General features: G+C 66.3%; 17 protein-coding genes and 1 riboswitch. Of the genes, 14 read left to right on the top strand and 3 right to left on the bottom strand.

All coding sequences use genetic code 11. From position 1 onward, the window contains the following. On the top strand, positions 1–274 hold a 274-nt coding region (locus tag MUO23_08980), incomplete at its 5' end, for a Sua5/YciO/YrdC/YwlC family protein (protein ID MCJ7513088.1). A 195-nt stretch (positions 275–469) separates the two neighbouring features. On the opposite strand, the gene MUO23_08975 is transcribed toward MUO23_08980, so the two are convergent. After that, positions 470–1,390 carry an alpha/beta hydrolase-fold protein gene (locus MUO23_08975; GenBank protein ID MCJ7513087.1) on the bottom strand — a complete coding sequence of 307 codons (921 nt, stop codon included), beginning with the start codon at positions 1,388–1,390 and terminating at the stop codon, positions 470–472. Positions 1,391–1,844: 454 nt separating this feature from the next. On the opposite strand from MUO23_08975, the gene phoU reads away from it, so the two are divergent. The 4 genes from phoU to MUO23_08955 all read left to right on the top strand — a co-directional run bounded on the left by phoU (position 1,845) and on the right by MUO23_08955 (position 5,428). After that, positions 1,845–2,507: a phosphate signaling complex protein PhoU gene (phoU, locus tag MUO23_08970; protein ID MCJ7513086.1), complete on the top strand. Its 663-nt coding sequence runs from the start codon at positions 1,845–1,847 to the stop codon at positions 2,505–2,507. A 64-nt stretch (positions 2,508–2,571) separates the two neighbouring features. Continuing rightward, positions 2,572–2,700: riboswitch (FMN riboswitch) on the top strand. A gap of 153 nt (positions 2,701–2,853) precedes the next feature. Next, the gene (locus tag MUO23_08965; GenBank protein ID MCJ7513085.1) at positions 2,854–3,660 is read left to right on the top strand and encodes an ABC transporter permease; all 807 of its coding nucleotides are present in this window, start codon (positions 2,854–2,856) and stop codon (positions 3,658–3,660) included. Positions 3,661–3,662: 2 nt separating this feature from the next. Then, positions 3,663–4,655 (top strand): ABC transporter substrate-binding protein, encoded by a 993-nt coding sequence (locus MUO23_08960; protein ID MCJ7513084.1) that lies wholly within the window; start codon positions 3,663–3,665, stop codon positions 4,653–4,655. Continuing rightward, complete coding sequence (locus MUO23_08955; GenBank protein ID MCJ7513083.1) at positions 4,652–5,428, top strand: ABC transporter ATP-binding protein; 777 nt, start codon at positions 4,652–4,654, stop codon at positions 5,426–5,428. The genes MUO23_08960 and MUO23_08955 overlap by 4 nt, the downstream gene beginning before the upstream one ends. Before the next feature lie 326 nt (positions 5,429–5,754). Here MUO23_08955 and MUO23_08950 read toward each other — a convergent pair whose 3' ends face one another. Together MUO23_08950 and MUO23_08945 are read right to left on the bottom strand one after the other, a co-directional pair. Beyond that, entirely contained in the window at positions 5,755–6,696 is a 942-nt protein-coding gene (locus tag MUO23_08950; protein ID MCJ7513082.1) for a DUF4349 domain-containing protein, read from the bottom strand. A 76-nt stretch (positions 6,697–6,772) separates the two neighbouring features. Then, positions 6,773–7,522 carry a metallophosphatase family protein gene (locus MUO23_08945; protein MCJ7513081.1) on the bottom strand — a complete coding sequence of 250 codons (750 nt, stop codon included), beginning with the start codon at positions 7,520–7,522 and terminating at the stop codon, positions 6,773–6,775. 89 nt (positions 7,523–7,611) lie between these two features. On the opposite strand from MUO23_08945, the gene tsaE reads away from it, so the two are divergent. The 9 genes from tsaE to MUO23_08900 all read left to right on the top strand — a co-directional run. Beyond that, complete coding sequence (gene tsaE / locus MUO23_08940; protein MCJ7513080.1) at positions 7,612–8,109, top strand: tRNA (adenosine(37)-N6)-threonylcarbamoyltransferase complex ATPase subunit type 1 TsaE; 498 nt, start codon at positions 7,612–7,614, stop codon at positions 8,107–8,109. 3 nt (positions 8,110–8,112) lie between these two features. Then, the gene (gene tsaB, locus MUO23_08935; protein ID MCJ7513079.1) at positions 8,113–8,778 is read left to right on the top strand and encodes a tRNA (adenosine(37)-N6)-threonylcarbamoyltransferase complex dimerization subunit type 1 TsaB; all 666 of its coding nucleotides are present in this window, start codon (positions 8,113–8,115) and stop codon (positions 8,776–8,778) included. Further along, complete coding sequence (gene rimI, locus MUO23_08930) at positions 8,775–9,284, top strand: ribosomal protein S18-alanine N-acetyltransferase (protein MCJ7513078.1); 510 nt, start codon at positions 8,775–8,777, stop codon at positions 9,282–9,284. Before tsaB ends, rimI begins: the two co-directional genes overlap by 4 nt. Continuing rightward, positions 9,281–9,898, top strand: coding sequence for a uracil-DNA glycosylase (locus tag MUO23_08925; protein MCJ7513077.1), 618 nt, complete (start codon positions 9,281–9,283; stop codon positions 9,896–9,898). The genes rimI and MUO23_08925 overlap by 4 nt, the downstream gene beginning before the upstream one ends. 25 nt (positions 9,899–9,923) lie before the next feature. Beyond that, positions 9,924–11,261, top strand: coding sequence for a nucleotide sugar dehydrogenase (locus tag MUO23_08920; protein ID MCJ7513076.1), 1,338 nt, complete (start codon positions 9,924–9,926; stop codon positions 11,259–11,261). Next, positions 11,261–12,238 (top strand): NAD-dependent epimerase/dehydratase family protein, encoded by a 978-nt coding sequence (locus tag MUO23_08915; GenBank protein MCJ7513075.1) that lies wholly within the window; start codon positions 11,261–11,263, stop codon positions 12,236–12,238. The genes MUO23_08920 and MUO23_08915 overlap by 1 nt, the downstream gene beginning before the upstream one ends. 46 nt (positions 12,239–12,284) lie before the next feature. Next, on the top strand, positions 12,285–13,619 hold the full coding sequence (locus MUO23_08910; GenBank protein MCJ7513074.1) for an oligosaccharide flippase family protein: 1,335 nt from the start codon (positions 12,285–12,287) through the stop codon (positions 13,617–13,619). A gap of 4 nt (positions 13,620–13,623) precedes the next feature. Continuing rightward, positions 13,624–14,751: a glycosyltransferase family 4 protein gene (locus MUO23_08905; GenBank protein MCJ7513073.1), complete on the top strand. Its 1,128-nt coding sequence runs from the start codon at positions 13,624–13,626 to the stop codon at positions 14,749–14,751. Next, positions 14,748–16,131, top strand: a 1,384-nt coding sequence (locus tag MUO23_08900; protein ID MCJ7513072.1) for a hypothetical protein, incomplete at its 3' end; no start/stop codon positions are given. The genes MUO23_08905 and MUO23_08900, both read left to right, overlap by 4 nt.

Genomic DNA, 16,131 nt, shown 5'->3' with positions numbered 1-16,131 from the left:
TCCAAATCACCCCGTGGCGCTGGCGCTTCTTCGGCAAGCTGGCCCCCTGGCGGTGACTTCGGCCAACCGGTCGGGCGGCCAGGGTTGTCAGACGGCCGAGCAAGTGGAGCAGGCTCTGGCTGGCAAAGTCGACCTGATCCTGGACGGTGGCCGTTGCCCCGGGGGGCAGGCCTCGACAGTGATCGAGTGCACCGGGAGGGAGGTGGCGGTTCTGCGTGAAGGACCGATCGGCCTGGAGTCCCTCCAGTCAGTCTTGGCTGGCGACGTCTCATGAAATCCTAAGAGTGAGTTCATGGGGAGTTCATGCGCCTGAGGATAATCATAGACGCATTCTCCTCTCACCCGCGCGGAAGAGCCCTGAGCCAGCTCCGACGCGCGGTTCTATTTTCCCCAGGCGCTGACCCCCCGCGGATCTTTGAGGGCAGCCTGGGGGCTTTTTTTTGCAGACGATCTGCTTTGGGTGCGTGAGCTACTCGGCCGCCCCGGCCGCCAGCCAGGGTGCGACGTACCACTCAAGGTACGGGCGCACGTGCTCTGCCCAGTAGGCCTCGGTGTGCTCTCCGGGGTTCAGGGTGACGTCCACGGTCAGGCCGAGGTCGTCGAGCTGCTGCGCCAGCGCCAGCGCATCGGGCCGAAGCGGATCGCGCTGGCCGATGTCAAGTGCCAGGCGGGGGATGGCGTCTGCCGGCAAGGCCTCGCTCCATTTGGGCAAGTAGTGCTTGTCGGGGGAAAGCACTGCCGGACTGTGCAGGCCGATCGACTCGAACATCCGAGGCTGCTGCATCCCAATGCGCAGCGCCCATCCCCCGCCGCGCGAAAGGCCCCCGATGGCGCGGTTCTGTCGGCCCGGCTCCGCCGGATAGGTGGCCTCGATGTATGGAACGAGGACCTGGGTGACCGCCAGCTCCATATCCAAACCGGTCCGTTCCCATGGCAGGACCAGAAGAAACGGCGGGGCGTCGCCGTTGGCGATCATCTCGTCGGCCACGGCAGGCGCCCCGAGTCGATCCCACTGGCTGTCATCGTAGGTCAATCCATGCATCAGGTAGATGGCCGGCAGTCTGTCGAAGCCTGGCTTGCCGGCGCAGGCCGGAAGGTAGATGCGGAAGGGGAGCGGGCGGAGAAGGTCGGCATGCTCGACTTCCCCATGCTCGATTCGCCCCGGTTGGCGCAGGCATGCTGGCCGGGCGGCGGGTTGCGGGGTTGGGGTCGGGCGGGGTGCCGTGGCGGTAGCGGAGGGGCGAAGGGGCGCCGAGGATGCCGGGCCCGGCGCAGGGGTTGCGCCAAGCTGGGCCGATGCGCCGCGGGCTGAGCCGCAGGCGGCCAGCAGCAGGGACAGCAGCAGGGATAGCAGCAAGGATAGTAGCAGGAGAGGGGTTCGCTGGGTCATAGACCGAAAATCCCCGCCGGCCTGGAGAGGAACAGCCAGGTCGACGGGGGCGCCTGTTGCCGGCAGTCTACGCCGTTCCCCCCTCATCGTCAAGCCGGTGTACTCGTGGCTCGCGCCAAGCCGGACCCCCGGGCGGAATGCCCGCCTCGCTCCAGGCATGGCCTGCGCCCTCGGCGGAAGAGGCCCTTGAGGACGGTGAGGCTGCAGGCTGCCCCGAGCTGTTGCCGGGCGTCGCCCGCCGGGAGCTCAAGGCGAGCCGCGCTGGCGGGGACCTGCGGCGACAGGCGACCGGGCCGGGCGGTGCAGGCCGAAAGGCGATCCCGGTCAGGACGTGTCCGCTTCCGGTCCTGGCGAAGGAGGGGGCATCCGCTGAGGTCGCTGGTTCATGTAGAATGGACAAACAACCACAGATCTGCTTTCGGTGCCGGGTCGAAGACCCGGGCGAGGAGCCAGGATGGTCAACCCGCGGGCGACCTATGATCGTGAGTTCTCCGAGATCCAGGCGGACATCGTCCGGATGGGCGGCCTGGTGGAGCAGGCGATCACCCGTTCGATCGAGTGTCTGGACAGGCGCGATCAAGGCCTGGCCAACCAGATCATCGCCGACGACACCGCCATCAACGATCTTCGCTTCCAGCTGGAGGAGGAGTGTCTGCGGTTGATCGCCCGGCAGCAGCCTGCCGCCGGGGATCTGCGGGCGGTGCTGGCGGCGCTGAGCATCGTGCCCGAGATGGAGCGCATGGCGGACCATGCTTCGGGGATTGCCAAGACCGTCCTGCGCATGGGGGATGAGCCGCTGCTCAAACCGCTGATCAACATCCCCCGCATGGCGCTGACAGTGCGCGAGATGCTGCGTGCCAGCCTGAAGGCGTTTGTCCAGAAGGACGCCGAGGCGGCGAAGGCCATCGCCCTGCGGGACACCGAGGTCGACCTGCTGTACAGGGCGATGTTCGACGAATTGATTGAGATCATGGCGCGAGAACCCAAGACTGCACCGCGCGCCACCTACCTGTTGTGGTGCGGTCACAATCTGGAACGCATCGGCGATCGCGTGACGAACATCGCCGAGCGCATCGTCTTCATGACGACCGGAAACATGAAGGAACTCAATCTGTGAGGACTGACATTCGGCCTTCCGATCCGGGGCCGAGTCTGCGATATAATCGAAGCACAATCGAATAACAAGCCTTCGGGGCAGGGTGAGGGCCAACAGCCCAATTCCCGATCGGCGGTATAGCCCGCAAGCGCCAGGCGCATGACCCGGTGAGAGTCCGGGGCCGACGGTACAGTCCGGATGAGAGAAGGCACGGGGCGGGTCGATTCGTTCGACACGCCCTTGGTCGGCACCCCGAAGCATGCGTCTTCGGGGCTTGTTTTGCCACAGTCTGGTGAAGCAGGGTGCCGTCCGCCTGCCCTGAGCGCGCCCTGGCTCAGGGCAACTTGATTCTCGGTGAGTGGCGGCAGTGCGGCGCAACCCAGGCATGCAAGTTCAATCCCCTAGACCCCGGCGGCCAAATCGCGCCGCCTGGCTGGCGCCGGCCTCGCTGGTGGCGGGGCTGGTCGCATGGGAAGCCCTGTCCCGCCTGGCTGGTCTGCCAGCCTTCATCCTGCCGCCCCCGTCTGCCGTAGGCCTGCGTTTCATCGAATTGGCTGTCGAAGGCGAATTGTGGCGTCACACCCTGGTGACCCTGTTGGAGATCATCGCCGGACTGGTGGTTGGGGTGGTCGTGGCCTTTACCCTGGGCTACCTGGTGGCAAAATCTCGCCCCCTCGAGAGAGCCCTGGCGCCCTACATCGTGGCCTCGCAATCGATCCCTGTCGTGGCGATTGCGCCGCTGCTGATCATCTGGTTCGGAGCCGGGACGCTGTCGAAGGTCCTGATCTCGGCGCTGATCGTATTCTTCCCGGTGCTGGTCAACACAGTTGTCGGGGTGCGGTCGGTTCCCACCGATCTGCGAGATCTCATGCGCTCCCTGCGCGCCACGCGCTGGCAGACCTTCGCCAAGCTCGATGTTCCGGCCTCGCTGCCTGTGCTGTTCGGGGGTTTGAAGATCGGCGCGACCCTGGCCGTGATTGGTGCGGTGGTGGGCGAATTTGTCGCCGCCGATCAGGGCCTTGGTTTCCTGATCACGCTCAATCGCGGCCTGTACGACACGGCCGGCGTGTTTGTGGCGGTGTTCTTGCTGATCGGCCTGGCTATGCTGATGTACACCGCCGTCTCCTTGCTCGAGCGCCGCATGCTTCGCTGGCGCGCTGAATCGGAGGCATGAAGATGAGGCACTCTCCCATCTACATCGTGGCCGGACTCGGTGCCATGCTGGCAGCAGCCGCCCTCCTCGGCGCCTGTTCCGGAGCGCCAACGCCGGAGGAAATGCCGCAACGCATCCGGCTTCCCATGGGCTACATCCCGAACGTGCAGTACGCACCGTTCTATGTTGCCGTCGACAAGGGATACTTCCTCGAGGAGGGCATCGAGCTTGAGTTCGACTACGCCTTGGAGACTGACGGCGTAGCTCTGGTTGGCGCAGGCGAGACCCCGTTCTCGCTGGCCTCCGGCGAACAGGTTCTGCTGGCGCGGGCTCAGGGCTTGCCGGTCACCTACGTCTATGCCTGGTGGCAGGACTATCCGGTGGCTGTGGCTGCACCTGCCGACAGCGGCATCACCACGCCCGCTGATCTGGCCGGGAAGCGGATCGGGATCCCCTTCCTGGGGGGCGCGTCCTTCATCGGCTACCAGGCCCTGATGCGCGCCGCCGGGCTGTCCCCCGATGCAGCTAGGCTGGAGGTCATCGGCTTTAACCAGGTGGAAGCGCTGCTAGCCGGGCAGGTGGAGGCGGTGGTGATCTACGCCAACAATGAACCCATCCAGCTCGAAAGCCTGGGGATGCCGGTGAACGTGGTGCGCGTGGCGGACTACGTGAGCCTGGCGTCGAATGGCTTGATCGCCAACGAGACCACGCTGCAGTCCGACCCCGAGTTGGTTCGAGGCATGCTGCGAGCCCTGGAGCGCGGCATTGCTGATGTTCTGGCGGACCCCGATGAAGCTTTCGAGATCAGCAAGGGCTATATCGAAGGCCTGGGGCAGGCCGATGAGAAGGTGCAGCGGGAGGTGCTGGCAGCCAGCATCGAGTTCTGGCGCAGCGAGCGCCCCGGCTGGTCGGAACCGGAGGCGTGGCAGAACATGCAGGCTGTCCTGCTGCAAACCGGGCTTCTGAAGGCCCCGGTGGCGCTGGAACAGGCATACTCGAACGACTTCCTCCCATGAAGACCGACAGCCCCACACCGCTGCTGCAAACCCAAGGTCTGGGAATGACGTTCGTTAATGAGAACGGCGGGCTGCAGGTTCTCAGCCAGGTGACGTTCTCCGTTCACAGACAGGAGTTCGTGTGCGTGGTCGGCCCGTCCGGCTGCGGCAAGACGACGCTCTTGCGGTTGCTGGCCGGGCTGCTGACGCCGACGGAGGGCAGGGTGCTGTTCGAAGGTGAGCCGCTCCTGCACCCACGACGGCGCTTTGGGTTCCTGTTTCAGCAGGCCAACCTGATGCCTTGGAGAACGGTCCAGGCCAATGTCTCTCTCCCGCTCGAACTGGCCGGGATGGCGGCCGAAGCCCGCCTGGGCCGCGCCCAGGACTTGATCCATCTGGTCGGGCTGGACGGCTTTGAGCAGGCGCTGCCAAGGGACCTTTCGGGAGGGATGGCGCAGCGGGTGGCGATAGCTCGGGCGCTGGCCCACCAACCGGACGTGCTCCTGCTCGACGAGCCGTTTGGGGCACTGGATGCGCTCACACGGGAGCGGATGGCGCTCGAGCTGCTGCGCATCTGGGAGGCGCGGACGGTGACCGTGATGCTGGTGACGCATTCGATCTCAGAGGCGGTGATGCTGAGCGACCGGGTGTTCGTCATCAGCCGTCGGCCGGGGCGGCTGGTGCTCGATCTGCCGGTGGGGCTGGAGCGCCCCCGGGAGCTTTCGGTCGCCCACACTCCTGCTTTCGGCAAGCTGGCGGCCAAGGTCCGCGCCGCCATCGAGGTCGCTTCGTAGCTCCCCCAGGGCGAGGTTTGCGCTTCCAGGGCCCTGCCTGGGAGGCGGGCTGAACAGCCTCGCGGCGCAGCAATCTCCTGGATGGGCCTCCTCGCGGCACGCGCTCGCAGTCCCCTCGGCGTGGCAGCTGTGGATCCCGAATTGAGGTCGAACCGAACTTCCTATAGGCCTAACACGGGCAAGTTGAAAGCAGACTGTGGGGCTCGGGCACTGCCCGAACCCCACAGGGCACTTCTCAAACTGGCGGCAGGCTCTGGACCGCTGGTTGGCCTGCTAGGCACCCGGATACCGTTCCGTCGGGTGAGCGCAGCCTGCGGCGGCGCCGCCTAGGCGGGCGGCTGCTGCCGGCGGGCGCGGCGCCGGCGGCGGATGGCCCGCACAATCACGTAGACCGGCAGGACGAAGATCAGCGCCAGCAGGAGCAGGACCGGCAGGACGTACACCCCGAGCCAGATAACCGCTCGCACCAGGACCTTGACGGCGCCCAGCAGCGCCTCGGCGGCCGTCTTCAGGGTCTCGACGATCTGCCAACCACCAGTCTCGATCGGCTGGGCCGCGATGTCGGGCAGCAACTCGACGGTCAGAGCCGAGAGGTCGGCGCTCTCTTCGTAGTAGCGCATTTGGCCCTTGATGACCTCGATCTCGGTCTGGACCTGTGCCAGCTGGTTATAGACCATCATCACGTCTTCGGTGCGCTTGGCTTCCAGCATGATCTGGGTCAGCTGGGCTTCGGCTGTCTCCAGCGCCCGCAGGCGCGAAGCCAGGTCGGTGTACTGCGCCGTGACATCTTCCCCGGAGACGGACACGTTGCGGACCTCGGTTGCGCCGGCTTTGATCTGCTCGATGGCCTCATTCAGCCGCTCGGCCGGCACGCGCACCGTGATCGTAGCCTGGTTGGCTGGGAAGCTCTGTTCCCCGAAATAGCTCTGATACAGGTTGAGGTTGACGACGAACCCCCCCATGCTCTCAGCCATGCTGCGGATGGCTTCGGCCGACTTGGCGGGGTCCGTGACCACAACGGTCATATTGCCGTTCTGGATGACCATGCGATTGGCGTCGGTCGCCAGGAGAGCCATCTCCCCTGACTTGAGCTCGCCTTCCACCATGGGCGGTGCGGCAGCTGGGGCTTCCATCGGGTACGCGGCGCTGTCGCCCACGGCGAAGCGCTGCTCCACGAGCGGCTCGCTGCTCATGGCGGCGGGGGCGCAGGCGGCCAGAAGGCCGGCGATGACCAGTATCGTGAAGGGAAGTGCAGTTCGGCGTCTCATGGGTTCCTCCTGAGGTGCCCGGTCGGGCGGGGCGTGTCTGCAAACTAGACGCGCCTCCCCGCCGGTTGGTTCCCGGCTACCAGCCGATGGCCAGGCGCTCGGCGTGCCGCTGAGGCAGGCCGGCCCCCAGGATCCGCCGTTGGACGGCTTCGATGTCGTAGGCTGCCCGGCGGGATTCCCAGCTCGGGGCCTCGGTGTCGAGCAGGGCATAGGCGGCGCGTGGATCCAGGTCCCGGGGCTGCCCGACTGAGCCCGGGTTGATGATCATGCGGGGTTTGAGAGCGATGGCTTCGTCCCAGTGCACCGGCAACGATTCCGGGTAGGTATTGGCGGAGTTGCGGTGGAACTGCAGTGGGATGTGAGAGTGTCCGACCAGGCAGAAATCGGTGTGGAAGGCGTCGAAGTTCATGTCGGCCGTGTGGTAATCGAGAATATACTCCCAGATCGGCTGGCGGGGGCTGCCGTGGGCCAGCGTGAAATTCTCCAGCACCACCTGGCTGGGCAGCGCCTGCAAGAACGCCCGGTTCGCCTCGTTCAGCGCCTCTCGGGTCCATTCGGCCGCAAGGCGTGCTTCCCGGTTGAAGCGGCTGAGCGGGAGCAGGCCGAGGGCCGCCTGGTCATGGTTCCCGATCAGGCACAGCAGATTCGGGAGGGAGCGAATCCGTTCGACGCACTCATTCGGGTCAGGCCCGTAGCCGACCAGGTCCCCCAGGTACCAGTGGGCCTCAATCGGAGGTCCCGGCTGGAGGCGGCGAGTCGAGTCCTCCAGGACCGCCTCCAGGGCGGTGAGGTTGGCGTGCACATCCGAGAAGACAAGGACTCGCATAGCTCGGATGGTAGCATGGCGGCCACAGGATGGAAAGGCGCCCAACCCGCTTGTCATGCCCCAATGCGAAGCCTATAATCGCGAGAACCATGCCGATTCTGGATGAGCGCAGTCTGGATTTCATCAGCCACAGTCCGGAACAGACGCAGCGCTTCGGAGTGCGACTTGGGGAGCTGCTCCGTCCAGGCGATGTCATCTTCCTGCAGGGCGACCTGGGCGCCGGCAAGACGACCCTGGCGCAGGGTATCGCCCGCGGCTGGGGTGCGATCGATGCTGCGTCCAGCCCCACCTTTGTCCTGATCAACGAGTACCGACGGGCGGATAGTGCCCGCCTGGTTCACCTGGATGCCTTCCGGCTTGAGAAGCGCCAGGAAGCGGCTCTTCTGGGACTTGACGATCTCTTCGATCGGGGTGACCCGGTCATGATTGAGTGGCCGGAGCGCCTGGAAGGGTTCCTGCCGCAGCATGCCCTGACGGCGCACCTGCGCTGGGTGGACGACTCGCGTAGAAGCGTCCACCTTCAGGCCGAGGGCCCGCGCTACGACCGGCTGCTTCGGCAGTTCCGCCATTCGGCTTTCGGGAGCTAGGGGATGCTGCTGGCGCTTGACACTGCCACCCAGGCCCTGGCCATCGCTCTGCACGATGGTCATCAGGTGCTCGTGGAGCAGGTGTGGACGGGCACACGCTATCAAACAGAGCACCTCGCCCCCGAGGTCGCCTTGAGCCTGCGCCGAATGGGGTTGACGGCGCGCTCGCTGACGGCGGTTGCCGTCGCTTCCGGACCCGGCTCGTATACCGGCCTGAGGGTGGGGATGGCGCTGGCCAAGGGAATCGCCCTGGCACACAACCTGCCGCTGGCCGGGGTTCCCACACTGGACATCCTGGCCTACGCCCAGCCGGCAGGGGACTACGCCCTGTTGGCTGTCATCCAGGCAGGCCGGGCCAGGCTGGCCGCCCTATGGTACAAATGGGCCGCCACCGGCTGGGTGGCGCAGGGACGCCCCGAAAGCCTGGACTGGGCGGAGGTGGTCAGCCGGATCGCCGGCCCCACCCGGGTTTGTGGCGACATTGATCGGGACAGGCGTGCCCTGCTCTCGGCGCAGCCTGGCGTGCACGTTGCTCCACCGGCGCTGTGCGTTCGGCGCCCGGCCATCCTCGCCGAACTGGGGTGGCAGCGGTTGAAGGCCGAACCCCGGGCGGATCCGGCGGCGCTGGTGCCGGAATACTTGCAGTCGGCAGGACAAGCAGCTCTGTGATTCAGACCTCGGAAGCTCTCACGGTGCGCCCGATGGGGGTCGAGGACATCCCGTCGGTGCGAAGCATCGACCGGGTGTCGTTTGCCCTGCCCTGGCCGGAGTCGAGCTATCAGTATGAGCTCACTGGCAACCGCGTCTCCCATATGTTGGTGGCCCAGGCGGAACCGGCGTCGGGGCCGGCGGTCGCGGGCTACATCGGGTTTTGGCTGATCGTCGACGAGGCGCACATCAGCACCCTCGCTGTCCACCCGGATTGGCGGGGCCGGGGGGTGGGCAGGCTACTGCTGCGCTGCGCCCTGAACCTGGCCGTCGCCTCGGGCGCTCGGCTGGCGACGCTGGAAGTCCGCCACTCGAACTTGGCGGCCATCCAGCTCTACCATGAGTTCGGGTTCAACGTCGTCGGCAGGCGGCCGCGCTACTACAAGGACAATAACGAAGACGCGCTGCTCATGACCCTGGACGAAATCCGGGATCTAGCGGATCCGTCGGGAGGCGCCAACGGATGACGGCCGAAGGCACGTTGGCTGCGGTGGCGCAAGAAGTGAGCGGGTGCAGGCAGTGCAAGCTGCATCTGTCGCGCAAGAACGCCGTGCCGGGGGAGGGGCCGGCCGACGCCGAGATCCTGTTCATCGGCGAAGGCCCGGGCTTCCACGAGAATGAGCAGGGACGGCCGTTTGTGGGTGCCGCCGGCAAGTTCCTCGAGGAGCTGCTGGCGACGATCGGTATGCGCCGCGAGCAAGTGTTCATCTGCAACGTCGTCAAGTGCCGACCCCCGGGGAACCGGGATCCCCTCCCGGAGGAGATCGCCGCCTGCGCCGCCTACCTCGAGCGGCAGCTAGCGGCCGTCAATCCGCGTCTGGTGGTCAGCCTGGGCCGATTCTCGATGGCCCATTACTTCCCGGGAGCGAAGATCAGCGAGGTGCATGGCAAGCCGCGCCAGGTGCAGGGCCGGCTGGTGGTGCCGATGTACCATCCAGCTGCCGCACTCCACCAGCCCTCGCTGCGCCGGATCGTCGAAGAGGACTTCGCCCGCATCCCGGCTCAGCTCGGCCAGGCGGCGCGGCTGGTCCCGGTGGACAACCAGCCCGGCGGCGAGCCGGAGCAGCTCAGCCTGTTCTAGGCATCAGCCGGAGAGAGGACGTTCAATGCAAGAACACGCGCCATCCTTGCCCCCAGCCGCCCGCCAGCTGATTGACAGGTTTCAGCGCAAGCAGGCAACGGTCGGTGTGGTCGGGCTGGGATATGTCGGCCTGCCGCTGGCCGTGGTCCTGGCGGAAAGCGGCCTGCACGTCGTCGGGCTGGACCGGGATATCGAGAAAGTCGCGGCGGTACAGCGGGGTGAGAGCTACGTGGAGGACATCCCTTCCGAGCGGTTGCGGCCGCTGGTGGACAGCGGCGCGCTGCGAGCCTCAAGCGATGTGGCTGCGCTCGAGCAGGCCGACGGGGTGAGCATCTGCGTGCCGACTCCGCTGCGCAAGACCGGCGACCCCGACCTCTCGTTCATCGTCTCGGCTACCCAGATGCTGCGCACCGCCCTGCATCCGGGCATGGTGGTGATTCTTGAGTCCACGACCTATCCGGGGACGACGCGCGAGGTCCTGCTGCCCGAGCTGCAATCTACCGGGTTGCACGTCGGCCAGGACCTGTTTCTGGCGTTCTCCCCGGAGCGGGTCGACCCCGGCCGAAAGGACTGGACGACGGAGAACACGCCCAAGATCATCGGGGGCATCACGCCGGCATGCTCCGAAGTGGCGGCGGCGATGTACAGCCAGGCGATGAAGGCCGTGGTGCGCGTCTCCTCCGTCGAAGTGGCCGAGATGACGAAGCTGCTGGAGAACACCTTCCGCGCCGTCAACATCGCCTTGGTCAATGAGATGGCCTTGATGTGCGAGCGGTTGAGGATCGATGTCTGGGAAGTGATCGAGGCCGCAGCCACCAAGCCGTTCGGCTTCATGAAATTCACGCCCGGCCCCGGCCTGGGCGGGCACTGCATTCCCATCGACCCGTTGTACCTGTCGTGGAAGCTCAAGAGCCTCAAGTACAACGCCCGCATCATCGAGCTTGCCAGCGAGATCAACACCAACATGCCCCGGGTCGTGGTGCAGCGGGTACAGGACCTGCTCAACCAGGATGGCAAGGCGCTGGCCGGCGCCAAGGTGCTGGTTTTGGGAGTGGCCTACAAGCCCAACATCTCGGATACCCGCGAATCGCCGGCGCTGGATGTCATCGGCCTGATGCGCGAGAAGGGCGCCGAAGTCAGCTACCACGATCCGCATGTTGCCCGCATTGAGGATGAAGGCTGGGGGATGCAATCGATCGAATCGCTCGAGGCCGAGGCCCGCCGTGCCGACTGCGTGGTGATTATCACCGACCATTCGGCCGTCGACTACCAGGCCCTGGGGCGCAGTGCCAGGCTGATCTTCGACACGCGCAATGCCATGCGCCACGTGGCATCGCCGTCGGCCCGCGTGGTCAGGCTGTAGTGGCCCGCTACCTGGTCACCGGCGCGGCCGGGTTCATCGGCTCGGTCGTGGCGGCGGGGCTGCTGCAGCAGGGGCACCAGGTCGTCGGCCTGGACAACCTGAATGATGCCTATGACCCGCGGCTGAAGACCTGGCGCCTGGATCGGCTGCGGCAGCAAGCCGGCTTCACGTTCGAGCGAGCCGATGTCTCCGATCGGCAGGATCTGGAGCGGGCCTGGGGGAGCGGATCGTTCGATGCCGTGCTCAACCTCGCCGCCCGGGCGGGTGTGCGCCCCAGCCTGCGCGATCCGATGGCCTACGCCCGCGCCAACCTGATCGGCGCTCTGAATGTCCTCGAGGTGTGCAAGCAATCCGGCGTCCCCAAGGTCGTACAGGCATCGACCTCCAGCCTATACGGCGCCCACAACCCCCGCCCGTTCCGCGAAGACGCCGACATCAGCCGTCCCCTGTCGCCGTATGCCGCCAGCAAAGGCGCGGCCGAGCTGCTCTGCCATTCGTACCATCACCTGTTTGGCCTGGATGTGACGATCCTGCGCTACTTCACTGTCTTTGGCCCGGCCGGGCGGCCAGACATGGTGATCTTCCGCTTCGTGCAGTGGATCCATGAAGGCACGCCGGTGGTGATCTACGGAGACGGGGCCCAGGAGCGGGATTTCACCTACGTCCAGGATATCGCCGACGGCACGATCGCCGCCCTGCGCCCCACTGGCTTCCAGGTGATCAATCTGGGCAGTGACCGCCCGACGCCGCTGCGGCAGGTCCTGACCATGCTCGAGGCCATGATTGGGCGCACGGCGGACGTCCGCACCCAGCCACCGGCGCCTGGCGATGTGCGCGCCACCTGGGCCGACATCCACCGCGCCGGCGAGGTCCTGGGCTGGCGACCATTGACGTCGTTGGAGGACGGGCTGGCAGCCTGCGTGGCCTGGTACCGCCAAGAGCGTTCGTGGGCCAAGAGCATTCCCACGACCGACTGACCGCTCGATGCCGGACAGGCCCCCTCCCTTCAACCGGCTTCTCTCCATGAAGCCCCTGAAAAATCCTCTCTTGCGCCGCTTGGTGCAAAATTCGGGATACCTGCTCAGCTCCAGCACCTTGGCGGCGGCGCTCAGCATGGTCCAGAGCATCCTGGCCGCCCGCCTGCTCGGCGTGGCGGGATTCGGCGTTCTGGGGACGATCATCCAGTTCGTCACCGTTGTGAACCGCCTGACCTCTTTTCGCATGACCGAGGTTGTGGTCAAGTTCGTCGGGGGGCATCAGGCTCGCGGAGAGGCCGTTCAGGCCGGAGCAACATTCAAAGCCGCCGGGATCACCGAGGCCGCCAGTTCGGTGCTGGCCTTCGTCCTGGTCGGATTGCTGGCGCCTTGGGCAGCTGCCAAGCTGGTCCACATGCCGGAGGCTGCCCCCCTGATCTTGGCGTATGGCCTGGTCTTGCTCTTCAATCTGATCTCTGAGAGCGCCCAGGGATTGCTGGCGGTGACCAACCAGTTCCGCCAGATCGCGGCCTTCAACCTGACCCAGAGCGCGCTGACCCTGCTCTTGGTCGGCGGCGCCTACGCGGCCAAGCTCGGGCTGCCGGCCGTTCTGGGCGCCTACCTGATCGGAAAGGTGGTCGCCGCTTCGTGCCTGACGGTAGCGGCATGGGTCCAGGCGCGGCGCTTGTGGGGCGGAGGCTGGTGGCGCCTCCCGCTCACTGTGCTCCGCTCGGAGCGGCGACCGATGACCAGCTTTGCCATCAACACCAACCTCAATGGCACGCTGAATCTGATCACCCACGACAGCGAGCTGCTCTGGCTGAGCGCCCTCAGCACCCCCACCCAGGCGGGCTACTACAAGCTTGGCATGGCGATTCTGAACCTGATCCTGATCCCGGTGGACTCACTCATCAATCCGACCTATCGCGAGGTTGCCCGTGAGGTGGCGACGCGGCAGTGGTCGAACGTGCGCTATCTGCTGCGCAGCGGCAGCGTCATGGCCGCCGCCTACAGCCTGACCGCTTCGATCGTGTTGGTCATCTTCGGGGAACAGTTAATCGCCGCCCTGTGGGGGCCGGAATTCCTGCCGACGAGCTACGACGTATTGCTGATCCTGCTCCTGGGGGCCTTCGCCGCCAACACGCTGTACTGGGCCCGGCGTACATTGTTGGCTCTGGGCTTCCCTGGATTCCCGACGCTGGTCAATTTGGTGGCGGCGGTCCTGAAGGTTGGTTTCACCCTGGCGCTGGTGCCGGCCGGCGGGGCAGTGGCCATGGCCGCCATCCTGTCGGCGTACTTTGCCGTGACCTCCACGGTGATCGCGGGCAAGGTGCTGCTCATTATCCGCCGCCAGTCCGACAGCGACACCGCTCGGGAAGGGTGACCGGATGCGCATCGCCTACATCGCCACCTCGCCCATACCCTCGCGGCGGGCCAATGCTCTGCAGGTCATGAAGATGTGCGATAACCTGACCAGCCTCGGCCACGACGTCCGGCTGTGGACTCCGGGCCACAACCCGGGAGTCTCGCCGGTGGACCTGATGCGCCAGTTCGGTCTGCAGCATGCGTTCCCCATCGAGTGGATCCGGTCGGCGACGCCGCTCCGGCACTACGACTTCTGCGGCCGCGCCGTGCTGGCCGCCCGCCGATGGCATGCGGACCTGCTGTACGTCAGGCCACTGCAGGCTGCAGCCCTGGCGGCGCAGGCCGGCCTGGCAACCCTGCTTGACCTTCACGATCGGCCGCATGGCCGCCTGGGTCCCAGCCTGCTGCGGGCGTTTGTGCACGGAGGCGGGGCGCGCCGTCTGGTCATGACAACCCATGCCTTGCAGCGCTGGCTGGTGGAGAACTACCGCTTGGCCCTCGAGCCGCCCTTTGCCGTGGTCGCGCCCAACGCGGCGGATCTGGCACGCTATGCCGGGTTGCCAAGCCCGTCCGAAGCCCGCCGGCGGTTGGGCTGGCCGGATCGCCTGACCGCCTCCTACACCGGGCAGTTGTATCGCGGCCGAGGCCTCGACATGCTGGTGCAGCTGGCCCGGCGCCATCCCACGATCCAGTTCGTGTGGGCCGGGGGCGACCCGGCGTCCGTCGAGGGGTGGCGCGCCGAACTCGGGCATCTGGATGCAGACAACACTCGCCTGCTCGGCTTCGTGCCCAATCAGGACCTGCCGATGGTGCACGCTGCCAGCGACATACTGTTGATGCCCTACGAGCGCAACGTGTACTTGCGCCAGGGCAACCTCTCCACCTTCTACAGCCCGATGAAACTCTTCGAATACCTGGCTGCCGGCAGGGTGATCCTTTCGAGCGATCTGCCGACGTTGCGCGAGGTGCTCAACGCCGAGAACTCGATCCTGCTGCCTGCAGAAGACCTCGAAGCCTGGGACCGGGCGCTGACGGCGCTGGCGACTGAACCGCTGAAGTACGCGCCCCTGGCGGAAAGGGCCCAGCGCGATTCACTGCAATACGGCTGGTCAGCCCGGTGCCGCAAGGTGCTGGAGGGCATTGGCCAATGAGCCCGCCCGCCGCCGATTCTGTCGCCCCGCAAGCTCTGCCCGAAGGCGCGAAGCCGACTGCGAAACAGCCGGTGTGGAGGCGAGCCGAGGTCCGGTGGGGAGCGGGCGTGATGGCGCTGGCCGGGCTGATCCGCCTGCTGTTCTGGCAGGTGTACCAGCCGACCCCCTTTGGCGACACGGCAGCCTATCTGCGGCTGGCGAAGGTGGTGGCGGGGTTGTCGCTGCGCGGCTATGACGGCACGCGCACGCCAGGCTACCCCGCGTTCCTGGCGCTCGTCGGGGAGGATCCGCACCGGGTATGGCTGGGCCAGACGGTACTTGGCTTGCTGATCACCCTGGGGATCTACTGGGTGTGCTGGCGTCTGAGCCGGAATGCGCCTCTGGCCGCCGGGGTGGCCGGGATGTACTCGCTGTTGCCGGGACAGCTGTTCTTCGAGGCTGCCCTGCTGACGGAGACGCTGACCACGTTCTTCGTCGTCGGCTGCCTGGTCGTGCTCCTCGCCCTGCAGCTATCTCCGACAGAGAGTTCCGCCGCGGTTTGGGCCGCCCTTCTCGGGTTGTCGGCAAGCCTGGCGGGGCTGACGCGTCCGCTGTTCTTCGTTCTGCCGGCGATCCTGCTTCCCTTTGTATGGTTCTCCGGCGCGGCGGGCGGGCGCACCCGCTGGGTTCGCAGCGCGGCCTTCTCGCTGGCGCCGATCCTGCTGCTCGGGAGCTGGCTGGGGTTCATCCACAGCAAGTACGGGATGCTCTCGCCCACGGTGATGGGGGGGTACAGCCTGGTCCAACACACCGGCGCCTTCTTCGAGTACCTGCCGGATGAGGCGGCGCCGATCCGGGACACCTACCTGCGCTACCGTGAGGCACAGATCGCCGCCCGGGGAACACAGACCAACGCCATCTGGGACGCCATACCTGAGCTCTCCCGGGCATCCGGCCTCGGGTTCTACGACTTGTCGCGCGAGATGCAGCGCCTGTCGCTGTGGTTAATCCGTGAGCATCCAGAGCTGTATGGGCGCAGTGTGGCCGAGGGATGGGTTGCCTTCTGGAAGGCGCCGATCTACTGGGACCTGTCCGCCTTCTCGTCTGTGCCCTTGCGCACCGGGATGGCGCTGTACGCTTCATTCACCCGTGGGATCCTGATTCTGTTCAACCTGGCGTTTCTGATGCTGTGCGCGGGGGCCCTGGCTATCGGGCAGGTCCGTCGGGCACTGGTGCGCCACGCAGCGGTATTGGCGGGCACGGCGATGGTGCTGGGGATATCCATCGCCCAAACGCTGCTCGACCACGGGGACAACCCGAGGTTTCTGATACCCTTGCAGATGGTCGTGGTGATGGTGGTTGTGCTTACCGTAGAGGCCTACGTTGCCAACCGAGCTGCCG

This window comes from Anaerolineales bacterium, from assembly GCA_022866145.1.
Lineage (GTDB): Bacteria > Chloroflexota > Anaerolineae > Anaerolineales > E44-bin32 > PFL42.
This window is presented reverse-complemented; position numbering and strand designations above follow the sequence as displayed.

Excerpts from the sequence above, each read along its gene's own strand:
- tsaE (MCJ7513080.1), top strand. The coding sequence starts at position 7,612 with ATGCCGATTCTGGATGAGCGCAGTCTGGATTTCATCAGCCACAGTCCG.
- MUO23_08960 (MCJ7513084.1), top strand. The coding sequence starts at position 3,663 with ATGAGGCACTCTCCCATCTACATCGTGGCCGGACTCGGTGCCATGCTG.
- phoU (MCJ7513086.1), top strand. The coding sequence starts at position 1,845 with ATGGTCAACCCGCGGGCGACCTATGATCGTGAGTTCTCCGAGATCCAG.
- MUO23_08920 (MCJ7513076.1), top strand. The coding sequence starts at position 9,924 with ATGCAAGAACACGCGCCATCCTTGCCCCCAGCCGCCCGCCAGCTGATT.
- MUO23_08975 (MCJ7513087.1), bottom strand. The coding sequence starts at position 1,390 with ATGACCCAGCGAACCCCTCTCCTGCTACTATCCTTGCTGCTATCCCTG.
- MUO23_08955 (MCJ7513083.1), top strand. The coding sequence starts at position 4,652 with ATGAAGACCGACAGCCCCACACCGCTGCTGCAAACCCAAGGTCTGGGA.
- MUO23_08950 (MCJ7513082.1), bottom strand. The coding sequence starts at position 6,696 with ATGAGACGCCGAACTGCACTTCCCTTCACGATACTGGTCATCGCCGGC.
- MUO23_08910 (MCJ7513074.1), top strand. The coding sequence starts at position 12,285 with ATGAAGCCCCTGAAAAATCCTCTCTTGCGCCGCTTGGTGCAAAATTCG.
- MUO23_08945 (MCJ7513081.1), bottom strand. The coding sequence starts at position 7,522 with ATGCGAGTCCTTGTCTTCTCGGATGTGCACGCCAACCTCACCGCCCTG.
- MUO23_08925 (MCJ7513077.1), top strand. The coding sequence starts at position 9,281 with ATGACGGCCGAAGGCACGTTGGCTGCGGTGGCGCAAGAAGTGAGCGGG.
- MUO23_08905 (MCJ7513073.1), top strand. The coding sequence starts at position 13,624 with ATGCGCATCGCCTACATCGCCACCTCGCCCATACCCTCGCGGCGGGCC.
- tsaB (MCJ7513079.1), top strand. The coding sequence starts at position 8,113 with ATGCTGCTGGCGCTTGACACTGCCACCCAGGCCCTGGCCATCGCTCTG.